Origin of the sequence: Oligella urethralis DSM 7531, from assembly GCF_000372065.1 — a bacterium.
Classification (GTDB): Bacteria; Pseudomonadota; Gammaproteobacteria; order Burkholderiales; family Burkholderiaceae_B; genus Oligella; species Oligella urethralis.
In genome coordinates this window covers 1-18925 of sequence record NZ_AQVB01000022.1, presented here as the reverse complement: position 1 = coordinate 18925, position 18925 = coordinate 1, and the positions used below count along the sequence as shown (strand labels likewise).

Here is an 18925-nt window from a genome sequence, read left to right as displayed (position 1 = left end):
AAAAGTACCTTTAACGAGCTGGCGCAGTGGGTGCGAAGACGGCTTCGCAGCATACAACTTAAGCTATGGAAAAAGCCTAAACGGCTACATAGACGACTTAAACAATTAGGCTATAAACCACCGTTTGAGTCGATAGCGATGTGGCGCCGGAGAAACTCAGCCAGTCCATTAGCTCACTATGCTATGCCGAATAAGTGGTTAGATAGTTTAACGTTGTATGATATGGGGAAAGTTGAGACTGGCTACGTGTTTAGCGCATATGCTAAATGGTAATGTGCATGAGCCGTATACGAGGGCCGTACGTACGGTTCTGTGAGAGGGATGAGGTGCAAACCTCACCCTACTCGATTTGCATTAAGATTCAGCCTTTATCTTTATTTTCTTAATCCCAATGAAAGAACCAGTTAAACAAGCCACGCCAAAGGGTAGTTGGTTTGCCGTGATCACCTTGGCCGTTGCCGCTTTTATATTTAATACCACGGAGTTTGTGCCGGTCGGTCTATTGCCGGATATTGCTGCGGGGTTTCGCATGGACATTGCTCACACGGGCTTGTTGATGACGCTCTATGCGTGGGCCGTGACCATATTTTCTTTGCCCTTGACGATGGTGACGGCGGGGGTTGAAAGACGGCGTTTACTGATTTTATTGTTTGTGCTTTTTATTGCGAGCCATGCCTTGGCAGCGGTGGCTTGGAATTTTTCGTCTTTATTGGTGGCACGTATCGGGGTAGCGATGGCGCATGCCGTTTTTTGGGCGATTACTATTCCTTTAGCGGTGCGCTTGGCACCTAAGGGCAAAACGAGTAAAGCCCTTAGTTTTATTGTGACTGGTTCATCCTTGGCGACGGTGTTAGGTGTGCCTTTGGGCACTGTGATTGGTCATCATTTGGGTTGGCGCGTTACCTTTGGTTTGATTGGGGTGATGGCTGCGATTATTTTAGCTTTATTGTGGCGCACCTTGCCTAAACTGAGTAGTCAAAGTAGCGGTAGTTTAAGCGTTGTACCTGCCTTATTAAAGCGACCTGCGCTACAGTATATTTATTTGAGCCTGGCGCTGATAATGACGGCACATTTTACCGTGTCAACCTATATCAGTCCCTATTTACAAACCGTCGGTGGCATGAGTAATCACATGGTGGTGATGATGTTATTTGTGATTGGTTTAGCCGGTATTTTGGGAGGTATTATTTTTTCGCGTTATGCGGGGCGCTATGCCTTGTCCTTACTGCTAATATCTTTATTAGGCATTAGTGTTTCTTTGCTGCTGTTGAAAATAGCAGTGCACTCCTTATGGGTGCTGATGCCTTTAGCCATTGTCTGGGGTACAGTGATTACCTTGCTGAGTATGGTGCTACAAAGTAAGGTTTTGGAAAATGCCGCTGATGCGCCGGATATCGGTGTGGCGATATTTTCTGGGGTGTTTAATATCGGCATTGGTGGGGGCGCTTTGTTAGGTGGGCAAATGATCAATCACGTTGGCTTAGCCAATATTCCTTATGTGGGAGCAATATTGGCTGTTATAACCTTAATTGCTTTTTGGTGGAAAGGGCGTCTGTTAACATCTTAAGCTATCTCTTTATTTCACCCTCTGCGCTAAACTGCCTTGGCTTATAACCCGAAATGATGTGAGAATGTTAGAATATTTCTTTTGACGTCTATTCTTCTTACGGGGACCTCATGGATCATCAGTTATCTTTAAATAAAGACAAAATCAAATTTGTCCTTTTCGAAGGCGTGCATCAAAATGCCTTAGATGTGCTACATAGCAATGGTTATACCAATATCGACTATCATAAAAAAGCGCTTGAAGGTCAGGAGTTGCTTGATGCAGTCGCTGATGCGCATTTCATCGGTATTCGTTCCCGTACGCAAATGACGGCCGAGGTATTTGCTGCTGCTAAAAAGCTGGTGGCCTTGGGTTGCTTCTGTATTGGTACCAATCAAGTGGATTTAAAGGCGGCTAGAGAGCGCGGTGTACCGGTATTTAATGCCCCCTTTTCTAATACACGCTCGGTAGCGGAGTTGGTATTGGCTGAGATCATTATGCTCTTTAGAAAAATCCCGGCCATGAACACTACCTTGCATAAGGGCGGTTGGAATAAGTCCGCAGTAGGTAGTTATGAGGTGCGCGGTAAAAAGCTCGGTATTATCGGTTATGGTCATATTGGTACCCAGATTGGTATTTTGGCCGAGGCCTTAGGTATGCACGTCTACTACTATGATATTGAGGCTAAATTACCTTTGGGTAATGCCACTGCCGTCAATACACTGCAGGAGTTATTGAGTCTGAGCGATGCGGTGACCCTACACGTGCCTGAGGATGCCACCACGGCCAATATGATGAACGCTGAGCGTATTGCCCAGATGAAGCCAGGCGCTCATTTAATTAATGCATCACGCGGTACGGTAGTTGATATTGACGCACTGGCTGCAGCGATTAAGAGTGGCCACCTTGGTGGTGCCGCCATCGACGTTTTCCCAGTGGAGCCTAAATCTAACGACGACGAGTTCGTGAGTGCTTTACGTGGTTTGGATAATGTGCTGTTAACCCCACATATCGGCGGTTCGACGCAAGAAGCACAGGCAAATATCGGTATTGAGGTCGCCAGTAAATTGGTGAAATACTCTGATAACGGCAGTACCCTATCAGCGGTGAATTTCCCTGAGGTATCGTTACCAGGCACGGAAAATACGCATCGCTATATGCATATTCATCAGAATAAACCGGGCGTGCTGAATGCGATTAATCAGATTTTCATGAAGGATCACATTAATATTATTGGCCAGTATCTACAAACCGATCCAGAGTTGGGCTATGTGGTGATGGATGTTCAATCAGAAAATCCTGAGTTAGCGCTGAGCTTACTTAAAGAGGTACCCGGAACAATCCGTACACGTGTGATTTATTAGTATCAATGCTCTTTTCCAGCCGGGTTGCGCTAGACTGCTTAGCGATCCGGCGACTTTATGGGTGCTGTACTGCTGCGGTTATAGCACCCATATTTTTTGACTGTACTCAGAGGAATGTTTTATGACAGCAGCTCAACCACAAAAAATTGGGCAAAAACCATTTACTGTTCGCGAGCGTTTTGTCTATGCTTTTTTGTTTGAGATTTTTGGTATTGGTATTAGCACCCCGTTGTTTGCTTGGTTGACTGGCAACAATATGCTAGATATGGGCATGATTGCCACGGTGATTGCGGTGATGGCGCTGTTGTGGAATATGCTGTTTAACTCCCTGTTTGATGCGTGGCTTAAGCGTCATCATTTAAGTAAAAATATCCGTATTCGCATCTTGCACGCTTTTTTATTTGAAGTGGGGCTGATTTGCTTTGCCTTGCCATTTATTATGTGGTGGCTCAACATCAGTTTGTGGCAAGCCTTAACGCTAGATATTGGTTTTATTCTTTTTTATTTACCTTATACTTATATTTATAGTTTGATATACGATACCTTAAGAAAGAATTTCTGGGGTCGTCTCACGGTTTAAATTAATGAGTTGTTATGGAACAGTTGGAGTTCTTCGAGATACCCAGTCCCTGTATCAATGTCTGCGAGTCAAATGAGCGCGGCTATTGTAAGGGCTGTTATCGTAGTCGCGTGGAGCGCCAAGGGTGGATTAGCATGAGTGATCCACAAAAGCGTGAGGTCTTACGTCTTTGTAGCTTACGTAAAAAGCGAGCAGAGCAGCAGCTAATGCTCGATCAGGTGAGGCGCGTGGAGGGGACTTAGCTCATCCATCACAAACAAGCGGCATGGCGCTTTGTTAGCCATAGTGTGGGTATTATGATACAACTTAGGCTTTATCTATGCGATCAACATGGCTTTCATTGAAAGATATAAGGGTTATCTATTATATTAAATTGATGAATATCAAATCTTAGCGTGTAAGCACTGCTTGATGAGCGTAGCTTACTTGAGCTCGACAATTAAATCAAAACGTTGCTGGAGCGTCTTCTGAGTAGCACGAAGTAGTGCGGTGAATAGCTCTAAGTGTCTCAGATGCATTCGTCCATCATGGTTTGATTTGGCTTGGTGAGGCATTATCATGGGTAGTTTTTCTTCAGCGAAGGGTCGCGGTTTTTATAAAAACGCCTTACTTGTGAGTGTGGCGTTGGCTATTTTTCCACTTAGTGCAGAGGCTGTATCTGATAGTCGGAGAATCGGACCAATTGTAATCTATAGCTCAGCTGCACTCGCTCCATTTGTTGTTGGTAGGGGGCATTATGCCAATGTGGCGGATGAGCGTCTTGGTAATACTATACCTTATACATCGGGTATTCTCACTGTTCAAGGCAGTAAGACTGATAGCAACGGTAATCTAAAGAACTGGTCTGATTTTGATATGGGTGAAAACATCATGACTAAGATCGACCACAAGCCATATAAGATCGAAGTACTGCCGTTGTTTCCCGAAGGACATTTTGATGATGTTTATCAAGAGACCTCCCTCCGTACAGCCGCCAACGCCCAAAGCCGTGCTGCATCAACTCCTACACAACAAGCGCTCTGGGATAATCCGGTGAAGTTAAGTGATCCAAATACCTGGACTCGTTTCCCTGAATTAAGCGCTGCGGTCGAGACAATGCGTACATTTCGGCGATTTTTTGATGAACCTGAGGCACCTGCCATCATTGAGTCCAAACTACCCTATCAATCCATTATTTCCTATTTAGCGTGTTCGAGTAGCTTAGTGCCGGGTTGTCAGGATGAACAGGGTAATTTTAAAGCCCCTGATAAGATCGTGTTTCCTAATGGTTATGGTGAAAATATTGATACTTTGTACAGGGACGACTTGTTTGAAGCGATGAATCCTGAACTGGCGGGAGATGGGCCTTTTTCTTTACGCCAAGCGATGAGAGCCTTAGTCTACACCGGTGAGAAATTTAAGGTTGCGGATACCGGTGAGGAGATTCATAGCCTGAAGGGTTTATTCGATTATTTATTGAGAAAGGAAAATAAATTCTTCACACTCGGTGAGATCGATTATGGTGCCATTGGTGGTGTGGGGCACCCACCCTATGACGTTGAGCCGTATGAGCAGTTGGTGCCCGGCGACACCACAATTAATGTGGCGATGAAGAAGACGCCATCCTTTGATGGCATCGTTATTCGTCCGCCAGAAGAGGGTGGTACCGGTATTAATATGGGTGGTAATAAGATCACGAATCTGGTCCCAGGTACCGATGATATGGATGCAGTGAATGTCTCGCAGTTAAAGCAGGTCGAGACAACTATGACGAATCAGGTAACGCAATTGAAGCATGACTTTGATAGGCGTTTAAATGATACGGAGAGGCGCTTGGGGAGACGTGCTGATGCCGGTACGGCTACGGCTTTAGCGGTGGCGGGCTTGCCGCAGGCATTTATCCCGGGTAAAAGCTTAGTTGCCTTAGGCACGGGTAGTTATGGTAGTCAAGTAGCGTTTGCTGCTGGCATATCACGTATCTCAGATAATGGTAAATGGATTCTTAAGGGGTCTGTTTCGACCGCCACGCATGGTCATGTTGGTGCCAATGCAATGCTTGGTTATCAGTGGTAATTTAGTGGCTTATAGTGGAAGTACAGTGTCTTTGGTGCAGCATTTTGATATTGTGAGGAATTATCATGAGTAAGTTTTCTTCAGCGATAGGTCGTGGTTTTTATAAAAACGCCTTGACCATAAGTGTGGCGTTGGCTTCTTTATCGCTTAGTACACAGGCCGTAGCTTATTATCCTGGTGATGGTAGGTCATCCGGGGGACCACTCTGGTTTGGCACAGCCGCAGCATTAGCTCCATTTGCTGTCGGTAGGGGGCATTATGCCAATGTGGCCGATGAGCGTCTTGGTAATACCATACCTTATACATCGGGTATTCTCACCGTTCAAGGCAGCAAAAATGATAGCAACGGTAATCTAAAGAATTGGTCTGATTTTGATATGGGTGAAAACATCATGACCAAGATTTATCACAAGCCATATAAGATCGAAGTACTGCCGTTGTTTCCCGAAGGACATTTTGATGATGTTTATCAAGAGACCTCCCTCCGCACAGCCGCCAACGCTCAAAGCCGTGCTGCATCAACTCCTCGCCAACAGCTATTTACACGACAAGCACTCTGGGATAATCCGGTCAAGTTAAGTGATCCAAACACATGGACTCGTTTCCCAGAATTAAGCGCTGCTTATCAGGCTATGCAGTCATTTTTGCGATATTCTTATGGTGAGGAGGCTGAGGCAACTACTGCAAGGATCGAGTCCCAATTACCCTATCAATCCTTTGTTTCTTATTTAGCATGTTCAAGCAGTCTAGTGCCGGGTTGTCAGGATGAAAAAGGTAATTTTAAAGCCCCTGATAAGATCGTGTTTCCCACTGGGTATGGTGAAAATTTTGACACTTTGTACGACCAAGACAATTACTCATTTAGGCAGTTATTTGAAAAGGTTAATGGGGAGGACGATTATCCTTACTCTTTGGATGAGGTGATGCGATCCATGGCTTACGAGGGTGCAAAATTTAAGGTTGCGGATACCGGTGAGGAAATTAATAATATGCAGGATTTATTCGGTTATTTATTGAGGGAGGAGAATAAATTCTTCACACTCGGTGAGATCGATTATTCTGCGATTGGTGGTGTGGGGCATCCACCCTATGGCGCTGAACCGTATTATCAGTTGGTGCCTGGCGATACCTCAATTATTGTGGCGATGAAGAAAACGCCGACTTTTGATGGTGTCATTATTCGTCCACCAGAAGAGGGTGGGACCGGTATCAATATGGGCGGTAATAAGATCACAAATCTGGCCCCAGGTACCGATGATATGGATGCAGTGAATGTCTCGCAGTTAAAGCAGGTCGAGAGAAATATGACGAATCAGATAACGCAATTGAAGTATGACTTTGATCAGCGTATCAATGAAACGGAGAAGCGCCTTGAAAGACGTGCTGATGCTGGCACGGCTACGGCCTTGGCGGTAGCGGGCTTGCCGCAGGCATATATCCCGGGTAAAAGCTTAGTTGCCTTAGGTACGGGTAATTATGGTAGTCAAACAGGATTTGCTGCTGGCGTATCACGCATCTCAGACAATGGTAAATGGATTCTTAAGGGGTCTGTTTCAACAGCCACGCATGGTCGTGTCGGCACCAATGCAGCAATTGGCTATCAGTGGTAATATTTAGTGGTTTATAGGAGAAAAACAATGTCTTTGTTACAACATAAACTTAAAGCAGCAGCCATTCTGGCCGCTTTATCATTAGCAGCTTGTGGTAATCTTAGCAAGGTTGACGAGCATGGTATGACCGATGATCCGGTGTGGCCAGAGGTGGATCGTGTGACCTTTAATAATAAAATGGGTACCTTCCCCGATTTAAGCGCATTAAAAGAGGTGAAGGCTGGCATGACCAAGGATCAGTTGTATTACTTGCTCGGTCGCCCACATTTTGGTGAAGGCTTTGCCGGGGTGCGTGAGTGGGATTATTTATTCCACTTCCATACACCAGGTCAGGGGACCAATGATGTGACCACGTGCCAGTTTAAGGCCCTTTATGATCGTGACTACTTTACCCGCAGCTTCTTCTGGCGTCCAGTTGACCCAGTAGATGCGGTATGCCCTCCAGGGACGGTAGGGCCACAGCGCTATACCATTGCGGCAAATGCGTTATTCGCCTTTGATAAGTCGGATATTTCCTCTATGCGTGCTGAGGGACGTCGTCAATTAGATGAGCTGGCCGCTAAGATTCAGAGCTTTGATGTACTAAAAGGTGTTACTGTTTACGGTCATACGGATTTATTGGGTAACGATGCCTACAATATGAATCTCTCACAGCGTCGTGCTGATAGCGTGCGTAACTACCTGATTCAGCGTGGCGTATCATCTGAGCTGATTAGTGCCCAAGGTATGGGTAAGACGCAGCCTGTGAAAGAGTGCGATAGTTCACAGTCACGTAACGCTTATATTGCTTGCTTAGAGCCTAATCGTCGAGTGGAAATTTCGGTTGACGGTTCAGGACAGAAAAAGTAATTAGCTAAATGATTAGGGCGACTCAATGAGTCGCCCTTGTTTTTACAGGGGTAAATCACTCTGCCCCGCTGCCAATCCCCAAGTCCAAGCGATAATGCGTGTCGCATCTTCGCTGGTACCTGCCTTGTTATAACTCACTAGGCGTTTGACTTTTTCTTCGATTTCATCACGGCTTAAGGTATTGCCCGGATCGCCTTTGGGATCGCTAACAAATGCTTCAAGTGCACGACCGTCCTTGGTCAAGACCTTTACCTTACCTAACCATTTATCAGGATAAGCAGCATCCACCTCAGGATCGAGCTGCATCGTAACTTTTTGACGGAAAGCATCAATACGTGCATCACCTAAGGCTGCTTCAAATTCATCCAAGCCGGCAAAGCCGTTATAAGCCAAAACGCCTAGCACCGTGCCCATGGAAAACTTCGATTGGTGTACGGTGGCAGGCTTATCCACGGCGCCCAGCACATCAATGGCCGCTTGATGCACAAAGGTTTGCACCCCGGCAATGTCATCAGCATTTAAGTTATGCTTTTGCATTACGGCCCATAGCGCATCGGCAGCAGGGTGAGTATGGCGGCAGGAGGCGTGGTATTTAAATGAGGTCTCCAAAAGGGCCCAACGCTGGCCTAAGCCGGCAACTAATTTATCGCTTTGTGGTGCTTGGCTAAAGGCCTTGCCCATGCCTTTTTCACCATCAAAAATATCCTCAGCACCGCTAAATCCCTTAGCCGCTAATGAAGCTGCCATCAAACCGTTGGCGGCGGCTTTAGCTGTATGTAATTGCTTGGAGTCGGCCGCGGTTTTTAAAAACTCCCACAGTCCTGCGGCTTGAGTTCCGGCGCTACCTAAAGCATCTTGCATTTGTGCTGTCGTCAGACCGAGCAAGCGACCCACCGTGGCAGCGGCAGCGATGGTACCGGCGGTTGCTGTGGTGTGGAAGACTTTGTAATGACTTCGGCCCAAGAACTCACCGATACGAATACCCACTTCATAACCCACCACACAGGCAGTCAAGAGCGCTTTGCCGCTGGCATTTAAGTCTTGAGCCATGGCTAAAGCCGGTGGGAAGACCACGCAAGCAGGATGAAAAACCGAGCTGTTATGCAGATCGTCTTGCTCCACCATATGCGCTGCGGCAGCATTAACCATCGCTGCAAAGTAGGGGCTAGTTTTTTGACCGCTAGGAATTAACTGAGCACTACCATCCGCTGGTCCTTGTTCTTTAGCAAAGGCAGCGATTTTTTGTACAGGTGCTTCAGTTGAGCCAGCATACATTGAACCCAAGGTATCAAGTAGCAAATCCTCGCAGCGACGCACTACCTCAGTAGGAATATCTTCAAATTGCAGGTTTGCTGCAAACTCCGCAATCACATAACTGGATGTATTCATTAAAAACCTTTTAGAAAGAGCGGGGTAGACCAAGCACGTGTTCGGCAATAAATGAATAAATTAAGTTGGTTGAGATCGGTGCGACCTGATAGAGTCGGGTCTCACGGAACTTGCGCTCAACATCATACTCATTAGCAAAACCAAAGCCGCCATGGAACTGTAAGCAAGCATTCGCCGCTTCCCAAGAGGCGTCCGCTGCTAGCAATTTGGCCATATTAGCTTGGGCACCACAGGCTTTGTGATCATCAAATAAGCGCGCCGCTTCATAGCGCATTAGGCTTGCTGCTTCAATATTAATAAAGGCTTTGGCAATGGGGAATTGCACACCTTGGTTTTGACCAATGGGGCGACCAAAGACCTCACGTTCCTTAACATAGGCCGTGACTTTATCAATAAACCAATAGCCGTCACCAATACATTCGGCGGCAATTAAGGTGCGCTCGGCATTTAGACCATCTAGAATATAGCGGAAACCCTTACCCTCTTCACCGATAAGATTTTCTTCGGGGATTTCAAGATTGTCGAAAAAAAGCTCATTGGTTTCGTGGTTTACCATATTGGGAATAGGGCGCACACTCATACCATTGGCCATAGCTTCTTTAATATCCACAATAAAAATGGACATACCGTCCGCTTTACGTTGTACTTCCTCTAGCGGGGTGGTGCGGGCTAAGAGAATCATCAAATCGGAGTTCATCACGCGCGAGATCCAGACCTTCTGACCATTTACCACATAGCGACCGTCTTTTTTAACGGCAGTCGTCTTTAGCTTGGTCGTATCAGTACCGGTCGTAGGCTCAGTGACTGCCATGGATTGCAGACGCAATTCACCAGACGCGATTTTTGGTAAATAAAGGCGCTTTTGCTCTTCTGAACCGTGACGCAGTAGGGTGCCCATATTGTACATTTGACCGTGACAGGCACCAGAATTACCCCCATTACGGTTAATTTCCTCCATAATAACAGAGGCCTCTGTCAAACTGAGACCAGAGCCACCGAACTCCTCGGGGATTAGTGCTGCTAGCCAACCTGCATCCGTGAGTGCTTTGACGAACTCGCTCGGGTAGCCGCGCTCTTCATCAACCTTGCGAAAGTATTCGGCGGGGAATTCACTACATAAATCGCGAATGGCATCGCGAATATCTTGGTATTTATCGTCAGTTCTTATCATGTTATTTCAGCATTAAGTAGCAAGTTTATAAATCGTATTAGCCCACTATGCCTTATCTCTATTAATATGGCTATTGTCAATTGATAAAGTTTGTCTTTAAAAAAATTCAAGGAAGCGAATTCATGTCCATGCATTTTGATTTAACTGATATGCGATTAATGCTCAATATTGCCGAGGTTAAAAGCCTAACCAAGGCGGCGGAGCGCACTTTTTTATCGCTGCCAGCGGCGAGTCATCGGATTAAGAATTTAGAACAAAGCATGGGTACTGAGCTTTTGTATCGCAGCAGTCAGGGTGTGACGCTGACCCCAGCAGGTGAAGTGTTTGTGGAGCATGCGATGCGGGTATCACAGCAGCTGCAATATTTGCGTGGGGATATGAAAGAGTTTGCTACGGGTATTCGCGGCAAAATCAGAGTCTACGCCAATACTACGGCGATGAGTGAGTTTATGCCGGAGATTTTAGGGCGTTATCTGGCCTTGCAGCCGGAGGTGAGTGTTGAATTGCGCGAGCGTTTAAGTTTGGAAATCGTGCAAGCAGTGACCGAGGGGCATGCCGATATTGGCATTGTCGCCGGCTTGGATGAGGCGGTGATGAAAAGCAGTAATGTGCGCTACTTACCGTATCGAGTTAATAAATTAAGTTTTGTGGCGCACCCGTCGCACCCCTTAAGTCAGGCGGAGTCGCTTAGTTTTGCGGATACTTTAGATGAGAGTTATGTCTGTTTATCAGAGTGGAGTGCAATTCATAGTTTCTTGCGTAAGGCGGCAAGTAATTTAGGGCGTAGCTTAAAGTACCGAGTGGAAGTCAGTAGTTTTGAGGCGGTTTGTCGGATGGTGGCGGCAAAGGTCGGGGTCAGTATTATTCCGGCTACTGCGATTACGCGTTATGCCGAAAGGATGGATTTGGTGCAGGTGCCCTTAGCGGATGGGTGGGCCGATAGGCAGCTGCAAGTATGTTTAAGAGCAAATGAGGCCTTGCCGAGCTTTGCGCAGCCTTTATTGGATTTGTTGTTGGCAGAGGCAGATGAAGGGCAGCGCGAGGGCTAGCAGGGTTCATAGGGATGGCACAAACTATCCTCTTTCAATCTGATAAAGTGCGAGTTTAGTGAAGCGCAATTCACTAATTTGGCGGTATGGGGCATGATCATTTAGGTTCATAATTTTATCGTATTAAAGGCGTAGAGACGATGACAGAGATTAATCTACAAGACTGGGTGGGGCGGCAGGAGCGTGTTGCTGAGTTTATTAGCGCTAGCCATACTAAAAAAATCGCATTTAGTGTGAATGCACCTGTGCCGGACGAGGGTGAGCCTCTACCTTTATTGTGGCATTGGGCATTTTTTGTTGATCCCTTGCCATTAAAGGGCTTGGGTGAAGATGGTCACCCGGCACGGGGCGGCTTTTTGCCACCAGCGGATAATCGCAATCGGATGTGGGCTGGTGGTCGTTTGAATTTTGTACAAGATTTATTGATTGGCAAGGAAGCCGAACGTATCACAACAATTAAATCGGTGATTGAAAAAGAGGGACGTACGGGTAAATTATTATTCGTTACCCTGGAGCACATTTATGAGCAAGCGAGTCAGGTTTGCCTGATTGAAGAGCAGGATATTGTTTACCGTGAGCCTAGCCCACCGAAGCTAGTCGGCGATGAGATGGCACCCAAGGCCGAATGGTCACAAACGGTAAGACCAGATGCGGTGATGCTGTTTAGATATTCTGCGGTCACCTTTAATGGTCATCGCATTCATTACGACTACCCTTATGCTAATGGGGTTGAGGGTTATCCGGGCTTGGTGGTGCACGGTCCTTTAATTGCGACCAAAGTGTTACAGGCTTTTACTGAGGCGCATCCCGATAAGGTGGTGAGCCAATTCAGTTTCCGTGGCGTACGTCCTCTGATTAGCCCGGAGCCATTTAGGGTTGAAGGCCAGTTGCTAGATGCAAATCAAGCTGAGTTGTGGGCGCAGCAGGGAGGAAGCTATGCGCAAAAAGCCCACGTACAGTTTAAATAAATACTCGCAGATCGTTTCATTGTCTAGCGCAAAGATATTTTAAATATAAAGGAAGTGTTATGATTAGGCCCTTGGATGGGATTACGGTATTGAGTTTTGAGCATGCGGTGGCGGCACCTTTTTGTACGCGTCAATTAGCCGATTTGGGCGCACGCGTGATTAAGGTTGAGCGACCGGGTGTGGGTGATTTTGCACGTAGCTATGATGAGCGGGTCAATGGCTTAGCGTCACATTTTGTGTGGATTAATCGCTCCAAAGAAAGCTTGACGCTGGATTTGAAGTCTGAGGCTGCGGCAGAGATTCTAGCGCGTATCCTACCAGAAGTGGATGTGTTGGTACAGAATCTGGCGCCGGGGGCGGCGGCACGTCTGGGCTTGTCGTATGAGGATTTGCATGAAAAATATCCACAACTCATTGTGTGTGATATTTCCGGCTATGGGGTGGGCGGTCCGTATGAGCAGAAAAAAGCGTATGACTTGTTGATTCAGAGTGAGTCGGGTTTTGTGTCGGTGACTGGTTCGGGCGAGGAGATGGCTAAGGCGGGCTGTTCGATTGCTGATATTTCGGCAGGCATGTACGCTTATAGCAATATCTTATCCGCCTTGATTTTGCGTGGCAAAACGGGCAAGGGTTCGCATATTGATGTGTCGATGTTGGAAAGTATGGTGGAGTGGATGGGTTTTCCGCTTTATTATGCCTATGAGGGTGCAGAGCCGCCAGTACGGGCGGGTGCGGCGCATGCGGCGATTTACCCCTATGGACCATTTCCAGTAGCGGGTGGTGAGGTAGTGATGCTAGGGCTGCAAAATGAACGCGAATGGAAGGTGTTCTGTGAGCAGGTATTAAAGCAAGCGTCCTTGGCTGATGACCCACGTTTTGCTCGTAATAGTCAACGCACGGCGCACCGTGAGGAGCTCAAAGCCATTATTGTGGAGGCCTTTTCCAAGCTTAGTAAAGAGCAAGTCATTCATCTGTTAGAAGAGGCCAAGATTGCGAATGCAGCGGTCAATACCATGCATGATGTCTGGCAGCATAAGCAACTGCAAGCGCGTCATCGTTGGCGTGAGGTAGCAACCTCGGCGGGCACGATTCCGGCCTTGTTGCCACCTGGACTTAATAATGCCTTTGAATATCGCATGGCGCCGGTGCCGGCTCTGGGTGAGCATAGTGAATCGATTCTACAAGAGCTTGGTTATTCTGCTGAGCAGATTGAGGCATGGCGTCAAGCAGCTACAATTTAGTCGAGGCATTTGGCGTAAATCCTTATGGTTTCAGCTAAGGAATTGCTTTAGACTTTGAATAAAAAGGAGATAGTGATGGCTAAGAAAAATTTTTATATTCGTTCAGCGCTTTTTGTGCCTGCAGCAAATCTTGATCGCATTCCAAAGGCATTAGCTACCGATGCGAGCATTGTCATTGTGGATCTGGAGGATGCGGTTGAGGCGGATGCGAAGTTTAGCGTCAGACAGCAGCTTGAGCGTTGGGCGAATGACAACCCCGGTGGCCGTTTTTTCTTGCGTATTAACTCCGCAAAATCACCCTGGTTTATTGATGATTTAGCCTTTGCAGGTCGCATTGATAAAAGTATTTTAGGGGTGGTTTTACCTAAAGCGGAAAGTTCTAAAGACATTATTCCAGTGGAACGCTTAGGGGTGCCCGTGGTGCCTTTAATTGAAACGGCCGCCGGTGTGACTAATCTCAAGGATATCTGCTCTGTTGACGGCGTGACGCGTTTGTCCTTTGGTGAATTGGATATGTGCCTGAGTCTTGGGGTGGATCGTCATAGCAAAGGCGCTAAGCGTTTAATTAATCATATTCGTGCGGAGATTTGCTTGCATAGTCGCGCCGCAAAGCTTAATCCACCGCTAGATACGGTGTATCCTAATTTCCAGGATGCAGCGGGTTTTAGAAAGCGCTTAAAACTAGCCAAAGAAATGGGTTTCGGCGGTAGTTTATGTATTCACCCTAAGCAGTTGGAAGTGGTGCATGATGTCTTTATGCCGAAGCCTGAGGACTTAGCATGGGCTAAGCGGGTGGTGGATGCGACTAAGAAGTTCGGGAACTCAGTCTTCCAATTGGATGGGGAGATGATTGATAAGCCTGTGATCGAGCATGCTCAAGCGATTCTCAAAGAAACCGACGGGGTAGTGATCACCCGTTGATCTGTGTTGCTGATGAAGATGCTCAGCTCTGGGGCATCTTCATGGACGCTATATTCGTACCTCTTCACTAGAAATACGTCGACAGTGTCGCTAAGTGTCTTGTTTAAAAGACAAGGCGCTGTATTTTAAGGCTTTTTTATTGTGCAAAAGCTCAAAAAATGTTATAGTCGCTTGCTAAGCAGTGAAAAAGTCATGACTCTCTCTTTTGCTTTGGATGATTTCCAAGCTTAGTCTATCTAAAGAATTTCTTCTTACATTCTGGGTTTAGTGGATTTATCTTTATCTTAAGAAGTCGGTAGTGATTTTTGAAATTGCTTAGGATTTTGGGTCGTTTTTAGTGGTTCTTACGTCCATTGGCCCACGCTACGTAAGCGTACAATAAAGGCTGTACGTTAAATTGCCATGTCTAATAAATTAAATTATTTTTTTTAAGGATTGTAGCTCATGCCTACCATAAGCCAGCTCGTGCGTAAGCCACGAGAGTCCAGTCGCGCGAATAGTAAGAGCCCGGCGCTCGAAAACTGCCCGCAGCGACGTGGTGTGTGCACTCGTGTGTATACAACCACACCTAAGAAACCAAACTCTGCGATGCGTAAAGTTGCCAAGGTTCGTCTAACCAACGGTTATGAAGTGATTTCATACATCGGTGGTGAGGGTCACAACTTACAGGAGCACTCTGTTGTTCTAGTTCGTGGTGGTCGTGTGAAAGACTTACCGGGTGTGCGTTATCACATCGTGCGCGGTGCCTTAGACTTACAAGGTGTTAAGGATCGTAAACAGGCTCGTTCTAAATACGGTGCTAAGCGTCCTAAGGGTGCCTAATCGCTTTTTTTTAAAAGCAATCAATAATCCAAAAAGCCTAGTGATAGGTATTGCTTCCTCCCCTGGAGGGTAAGCGTGCAGCCGCAGCTGCTGGATGATTTTTTCTGCGGATGTAAGGGGCTGATCTCTCAATAGACAGCCATGGCTACGTAAGTAGTTCAACTGAATTTGACACAATATAGGAAGTAATCACATGCCTCGTCGTCGTGAAGTGCCCAAGCGCGAGATCCTACCTGATGCAAAGTACGGTAGTGTTGATCTTGCCAAATTTATGAATATTATTATGCTTTCCGGTAAAAAAGCCGTTGCAGAGCGTATCGTTTACGGTGCTTTAACTCAAATTGAAAGCACCACTGGCAAAGAGCCATTAGAAGTGTTTAACACTGCAATTAATAATGTTAAACCGGTAGTTGAGGTTAAGAGCCGCCGTGTGGGTGGTGCTAACTACCAGGTTCCTGTTGAAGTTCGCCCAGTGCGTCGTTTAGCGTTAGCTATGCGCTGGGTACGTGAAGCAGCCAAAAAGCGTGGCGAGAAATCAATGGATTTACGCCTGGCTGGCGAGTTGCTGGATGCGGCTGAAGGTCGTGGCGGCGCTATGAGAAAACGCGAAGAAGTACATCGAATGGCAGAGGCTAACAAGGCCTTCTCTCATTTCCGTTGGTAATTTAAGGACTCAAAAATGGCCCGTAAAACCCCTATTGAAAGATATCGTAATATTGGTATTTCTGCGCACATTGACGCAGGTAAGACAACGACTTCCGAGCGTATTCTTTTCTATACCGGTATTAACCACAAACTAGGTGAGACACACGAGGGCTCTGCCACCATGGACTGGATGGAGCAGGAGCAAGAGCGTGGTATTACCATTACATCGGCTGCTACCACTGCTTTCTGGAGCGGTATGGGCGGTCAGTTTCCTGAGCACCGTATTAACGTGATTGACACCCCAGGACACGTAGACTTTACGATTGAAGTTGAGCGTTCTATGCGTGTACTTGATGGTGCCTGCATGGTTTATTGTGCAGTGGGTGGTGTACAGCCGCAATCTGAAACCGTATGGCGCCAAGCTAACAAATACCACGTACCTCGTTTGGCCTTTGTTAACAAGATGGACCGTACGGGTGCTAACTTCTTAAAGGTTTACGATCAATTAAAGAATCGTTTACGTGCGCATCCAGTACCTATCGTTCTGCCAATTGGTGCAGAAGATCAGTTCGTTGGTGTTGTGGACTTAATCAAGATGAAGTCCATCATCTGGGATGAAGCCAGTAACGGTGTGAAGTTTGAGTACGGCGATATTCCTGCTGAGTTACAGGCTGATGCTGAGCAATGGCGTGAGCACATGGTTGAGTCAGCTGCGGAAGCAAATGAAGAGCTGATGGAAAAGTACCTCGAAGAGGGTGACTTAAGCGAAGCCGATATTGTTAAGGGTTTACGTATTCGTACTATCGCTTGTGAAATTCAACCGATGCTTTGCGGTTCTGCCTTTAAAAACAAGGGTGTTCAGCGTATGCTTGACGCCGTCGTTGAGTTTTTACCTGCGCCGACTGAGATTCCTCCAGTACAGGGTGAGGATGATGATGGTAACCCAGCTACACGTAAAGCTGACGATAAAGAACCAATGTCTGCGCTTGCGTTTAAGTTGATGTCTGACCCATTCGTTGGTCAATTGACCTTCGTGCGTGTGTACTCTGGTGTGATTAACTCGGGTGATACCGTTTATAACCCAGTAAAAGCGAAACGTGAGCGTATCGGTCGTATTCTTCAGATGCACGCTAACAACCGTGAAGAGATCAAAGAGGTTGTGGCCGGTGATATTGCCGCAGTGGTTGGTCTTAAAGACGTAACAACCGGTGAAACGCTATGTGATATGAATAATCACATTATTCTTGAGCGCATGGAGTTCCCTGAGCCTGTTATTTCTTTAGCGGTTGAGCCTAAGTCTAAAGCTGACCAAGAGAAAATGGGTATTGCCTTGTCTCGTTTAGCTCAGGAAGACCCATCTTTCCGCGTTTCTTCTGACGAAGAGTCTGGTCAAACGATTATTTCTGGTATGGGTGAGTTACACCTTGAGGTGCTAGTTGATCGTATGAAGCGAGAGTTTAACGTTGAGGCAAATATCGGTAAACCACAAGTTGCTTATCGTGAGACAATTCGCAAGGTATGTGACGAGGTTGAAGGTAAGTTCGTACGTCAGTCGGGTGGTCGCGGTCAGTACGGTCACGTTGTTCTTAAGCTTGAGCCGTTAGAGCAAGGTGGTGGTTACGAGTTCGTTGACGAGATTAAGGGTGGTGTGGTACCACGCGAATTTATTCCTGCCGTTGACAAGGGTATTCAGGAAACACTTCCTGCGGGTGTGTTAGCCGGTTACCCAGTGGTCGACGTTAAGGTGACCTTATTCTTTGGTTCATACCACGATGTTGACTCGAACGAGAACGCATTCCGTATGGCTGCTTCTATGGCTTTCAAAGACGGTATGCGCAAGGCGGATCCGGTGCTATTAGAGCCTACCATGGCGGTTGAAGTTGAAACGCCTGAGGATTACGCCGGTACTGTGATGGGTGATTTATCATCTCGTCGTGGTATTGTTCAGGGTATGGATGATATGGCTGGTGGTGGTAAAATCATCAAAGCTGAAGTGCCTTTAGCTGAGATGTTTGGTTACGCAACCGACCTCCGTTCATTAACTCAAGGTCGTGCGACATACTCAATGGAGTTTAAACACTACACTGAAGCACCTAAAAATGTTGCTGAGGAAGTAATTGCTTCTCGTGCGTAGTTAAATGTTGCTAAAATACTGCATCGGTTGCATCTTTAAGCCGGTGCAGTAACATTATTTTTAAAAATTAATAGATTGGAATTTTAATATTATGGCAAAAGGTAAGTTTGAACGTACCAAACCCCACGTAAACGTTGGTACTATCGGTCACGTTGACCACGGTAAAACCACTTTAACAGCAGCGATTTGTACTGTACTTGCAAAGGAGTACGGTGGTGATGCGCGTGATTATGATCAGATTGACGCAGCTCCCGAAGAGAAAGCGCGTGGTATTACCATTTCTACCTCACACGTAGAGTACGAAACGCCTACTCGTCACTATGCGCACGTTGACTGCCCGGGTCACGCCGACTATGTTAAAAACATGATTACTGGTGCGGCNCANATGGACGGTGCGATTTTAGTATGTTCAGCAGCTGATGGCCCAATGCCTCAGACGCGTGAGCACATCTTATTATCTCGTCAGGTAGGTGTTCCTTACATCGTAGTATTCTTAAACAAAGCTGACTTAGTTGACGATGAGGAGTTAATTGAGTTGGTTGAGATGGAAGTACGTGAGTTGTTAAGCATGTACGAGTTCCCAG

18 protein-coding genes are annotated in these 18925 nt (G+C 46.6%); 16 read left to right on the top strand and 2 right to left on the bottom strand.

Annotation, left to right across the window (positions count from 1 at the left end; genetic code table 11):
- The 8 genes from A3GA_RS12330 to A3GA_RS0110005 form a co-directional block, all read left to right on the top strand.
- Positions 1-273 (top strand): group II intron maturase-specific domain-containing protein (locus tag A3GA_RS12330; protein WP_026156947.1); only part of this gene is annotated, 273 nt, incomplete at its 5' end.
- A gap of 118 nt (positions 274-391) precedes the next feature.
- The gene (locus A3GA_RS0110040; protein ID WP_018027279.1) at positions 392-1567 is read left to right on the top strand and encodes a sugar transporter; all 1176 of its coding nucleotides are present in this window, start codon (positions 392-394) and stop codon (positions 1565-1567) included.
- A gap of 110 nt (positions 1568-1677) precedes the next feature.
- Positions 1678-2910, top strand: coding sequence for a phosphoglycerate dehydrogenase (gene serA, locus A3GA_RS0110035; protein WP_018027278.1), 1233 nt, complete (start codon positions 1678-1680; stop codon positions 2908-2910).
- Positions 2911-3031: 121 nt separating this feature from the next.
- Positions 3032-3490, top strand: a complete 459-nt coding sequence (locus tag A3GA_RS0110030; protein WP_018027277.1) for a PACE efflux transporter — start codon at positions 3032-3034, stop codon at positions 3488-3490.
- Between the two features lie 14 nt (positions 3491-3504).
- Complete coding sequence (locus tag A3GA_RS0110025; protein WP_018027276.1) at positions 3505-3732, top strand: DUF1289 domain-containing protein; 228 nt, start codon at positions 3505-3507, stop codon at positions 3730-3732.
- A 316-nt stretch (positions 3733-4048) separates the two neighbouring features.
- A complete protein-coding gene (locus A3GA_RS11875; RefSeq protein WP_018027274.1) occupies positions 4049-5542 on the top strand; it encodes a YadA family autotransporter adhesin in 1494 nt (497 codons plus the stop codon).
- Between the two features lie 65 nt (positions 5543-5607).
- Positions 5608-7152 carry a YadA family autotransporter adhesin gene (locus tag A3GA_RS11870; RefSeq protein WP_018027273.1) on the top strand — a complete coding sequence of 515 codons (1545 nt, stop codon included), beginning with the start codon at positions 5608-5610 and terminating at the stop codon, positions 7150-7152.
- A gap of 27 nt (positions 7153-7179) precedes the next feature.
- Positions 7180-8001 carry an OmpA family protein gene (locus A3GA_RS0110005; RefSeq protein WP_018027272.1) on the top strand — a complete coding sequence of 274 codons (822 nt, stop codon included), beginning with the start codon at positions 7180-7182 and terminating at the stop codon, positions 7999-8001.
- Between the two features lie 42 nt (positions 8002-8043).
- Here A3GA_RS0110005 and A3GA_RS0110000 read toward each other — a convergent pair whose 3' ends face one another.
- Positions 8044-9390, bottom strand: a complete 1347-nt coding sequence (locus A3GA_RS0110000; RefSeq protein ID WP_018027271.1) for an MmgE/PrpD family protein — start codon at positions 9388-9390, stop codon at positions 8044-8046.
- 10 nt (positions 9391-9400) lie between these two features.
- Entirely contained in the window at positions 9401-10561 is a 1161-nt protein-coding gene (locus A3GA_RS0109995) for an acyl-CoA dehydrogenase family protein (protein WP_018027270.1), read from the bottom strand.
- Positions 10562-10683: 122 nt separating this feature from the next.
- Between A3GA_RS0109995 and A3GA_RS0109990 the strand changes: the two genes are divergently transcribed.
- The 8 genes from A3GA_RS0109990 to A3GA_RS0109955 form a co-directional block, all read left to right on the top strand.
- Positions 10684-11610, top strand: coding sequence for a LysR family transcriptional regulator (locus A3GA_RS0109990; RefSeq protein ID WP_018027269.1), 927 nt, complete (start codon positions 10684-10686; stop codon positions 11608-11610).
- 140 nt (positions 11611-11750) lie between these two features.
- Positions 11751-12578, top strand: a complete 828-nt coding sequence (locus tag A3GA_RS0109985) for an HTD2 family dehydratase (protein WP_018027268.1) — start codon at positions 11751-11753, stop codon at positions 12576-12578.
- A 59-nt stretch (positions 12579-12637) separates the two neighbouring features.
- On the top strand, positions 12638-13819 hold the full coding sequence (locus A3GA_RS0109980; RefSeq protein ID WP_018027267.1) for a CaiB/BaiF CoA transferase family protein: 1182 nt from the start codon (positions 12638-12640) through the stop codon (positions 13817-13819).
- A 75-nt stretch (positions 13820-13894) separates the two neighbouring features.
- The gene (locus tag A3GA_RS0109975; protein WP_018027266.1) at positions 13895-14740 is read left to right on the top strand and encodes an HpcH/HpaI aldolase/citrate lyase family protein; all 846 of its coding nucleotides are present in this window, start codon (positions 13895-13897) and stop codon (positions 14738-14740) included.
- 444 nt (positions 14741-15184) lie between these two features.
- Complete coding sequence (gene rpsL, locus A3GA_RS0109970; protein ID WP_018027265.1) at positions 15185-15562, top strand: 30S ribosomal protein S12; 378 nt, start codon at positions 15185-15187, stop codon at positions 15560-15562.
- A 193-nt stretch (positions 15563-15755) separates the two neighbouring features.
- Positions 15756-16226, top strand: coding sequence for a 30S ribosomal protein S7 (gene rpsG / locus A3GA_RS0109965; RefSeq protein ID WP_018027264.1), 471 nt, complete (start codon positions 15756-15758; stop codon positions 16224-16226).
- 15 nt (positions 16227-16241) lie between these two features.
- On the top strand, positions 16242-18341 hold the full coding sequence (gene fusA, locus A3GA_RS0109960; RefSeq protein ID WP_018027263.1) for an elongation factor G: 2100 nt from the start codon (positions 16242-16244) through the stop codon (positions 18339-18341).
- Between the two features lie 91 nt (positions 18342-18432).
- Positions 18433-18925, top strand: a 493-nt coding sequence (locus tag A3GA_RS0109955; protein ID WP_018027262.1) for a GTP-binding protein, incomplete at its 3' end; no start/stop codon positions are given.

Coding starts and splice junctions, on each gene's coding strand:
- A3GA_RS0110000 (WP_018027271.1), bottom strand. CDS start 9,390: ATGAATACATCCAGTTATGTGATTGCGGAGTTTGCAGCAAACCTGCAA.
- serA (WP_018027278.1), top strand. CDS start 1,678: ATGGATCATCAGTTATCTTTAAATAAAGACAAAATCAAATTTGTCCTT.
- A3GA_RS0110025 (WP_018027276.1), top strand. CDS start 3,505: ATGGAACAGTTGGAGTTCTTCGAGATACCCAGTCCCTGTATCAATGTC.
- A3GA_RS0110030 (WP_018027277.1), top strand. CDS start 3,032: ATGACAGCAGCTCAACCACAAAAAATTGGGCAAAAACCATTTACTGTT.
- A3GA_RS0109985 (WP_018027268.1), top strand. CDS start 11,751: ATGACAGAGATTAATCTACAAGACTGGGTGGGGCGGCAGGAGCGTGTT.
- A3GA_RS11875 (WP_018027274.1), top strand. CDS start 4,049: ATGGGTAGTTTTTCTTCAGCGAAGGGTCGCGGTTTTTATAAAAACGCC.
- A3GA_RS0110005 (WP_018027272.1), top strand. CDS start 7,180: ATGTCTTTGTTACAACATAAACTTAAAGCAGCAGCCATTCTGGCCGCT.
- rpsG (WP_018027264.1), top strand. CDS start 15,756: ATGCCTCGTCGTCGTGAAGTGCCCAAGCGCGAGATCCTACCTGATGCA.
- A3GA_RS0109980 (WP_018027267.1), top strand. CDS start 12,638: ATGATTAGGCCCTTGGATGGGATTACGGTATTGAGTTTTGAGCATGCG.
- fusA (WP_018027263.1), top strand. CDS start 16,242: ATGGCCCGTAAAACCCCTATTGAAAGATATCGTAATATTGGTATTTCT.
- rpsL (WP_018027265.1), top strand. CDS start 15,185: ATGCCTACCATAAGCCAGCTCGTGCGTAAGCCACGAGAGTCCAGTCGC.
- A3GA_RS0109990 (WP_018027269.1), top strand. CDS start 10,684: ATGTCCATGCATTTTGATTTAACTGATATGCGATTAATGCTCAATATT.
- A3GA_RS0109995 (WP_018027270.1), bottom strand. CDS start 10,561: ATGATAAGAACTGACGATAAATACCAAGATATTCGCGATGCCATTCGC.
- A3GA_RS0110040 (WP_018027279.1), top strand. CDS start 392: ATGAAAGAACCAGTTAAACAAGCCACGCCAAAGGGTAGTTGGTTTGCC.
- A3GA_RS11870 (WP_018027273.1), top strand. CDS start 5,608: ATGAGTAAGTTTTCTTCAGCGATAGGTCGTGGTTTTTATAAAAACGCC.
- A3GA_RS0109975 (WP_018027266.1), top strand. CDS start 13,895: ATGGCTAAGAAAAATTTTTATATTCGTTCAGCGCTTTTTGTGCCTGCA.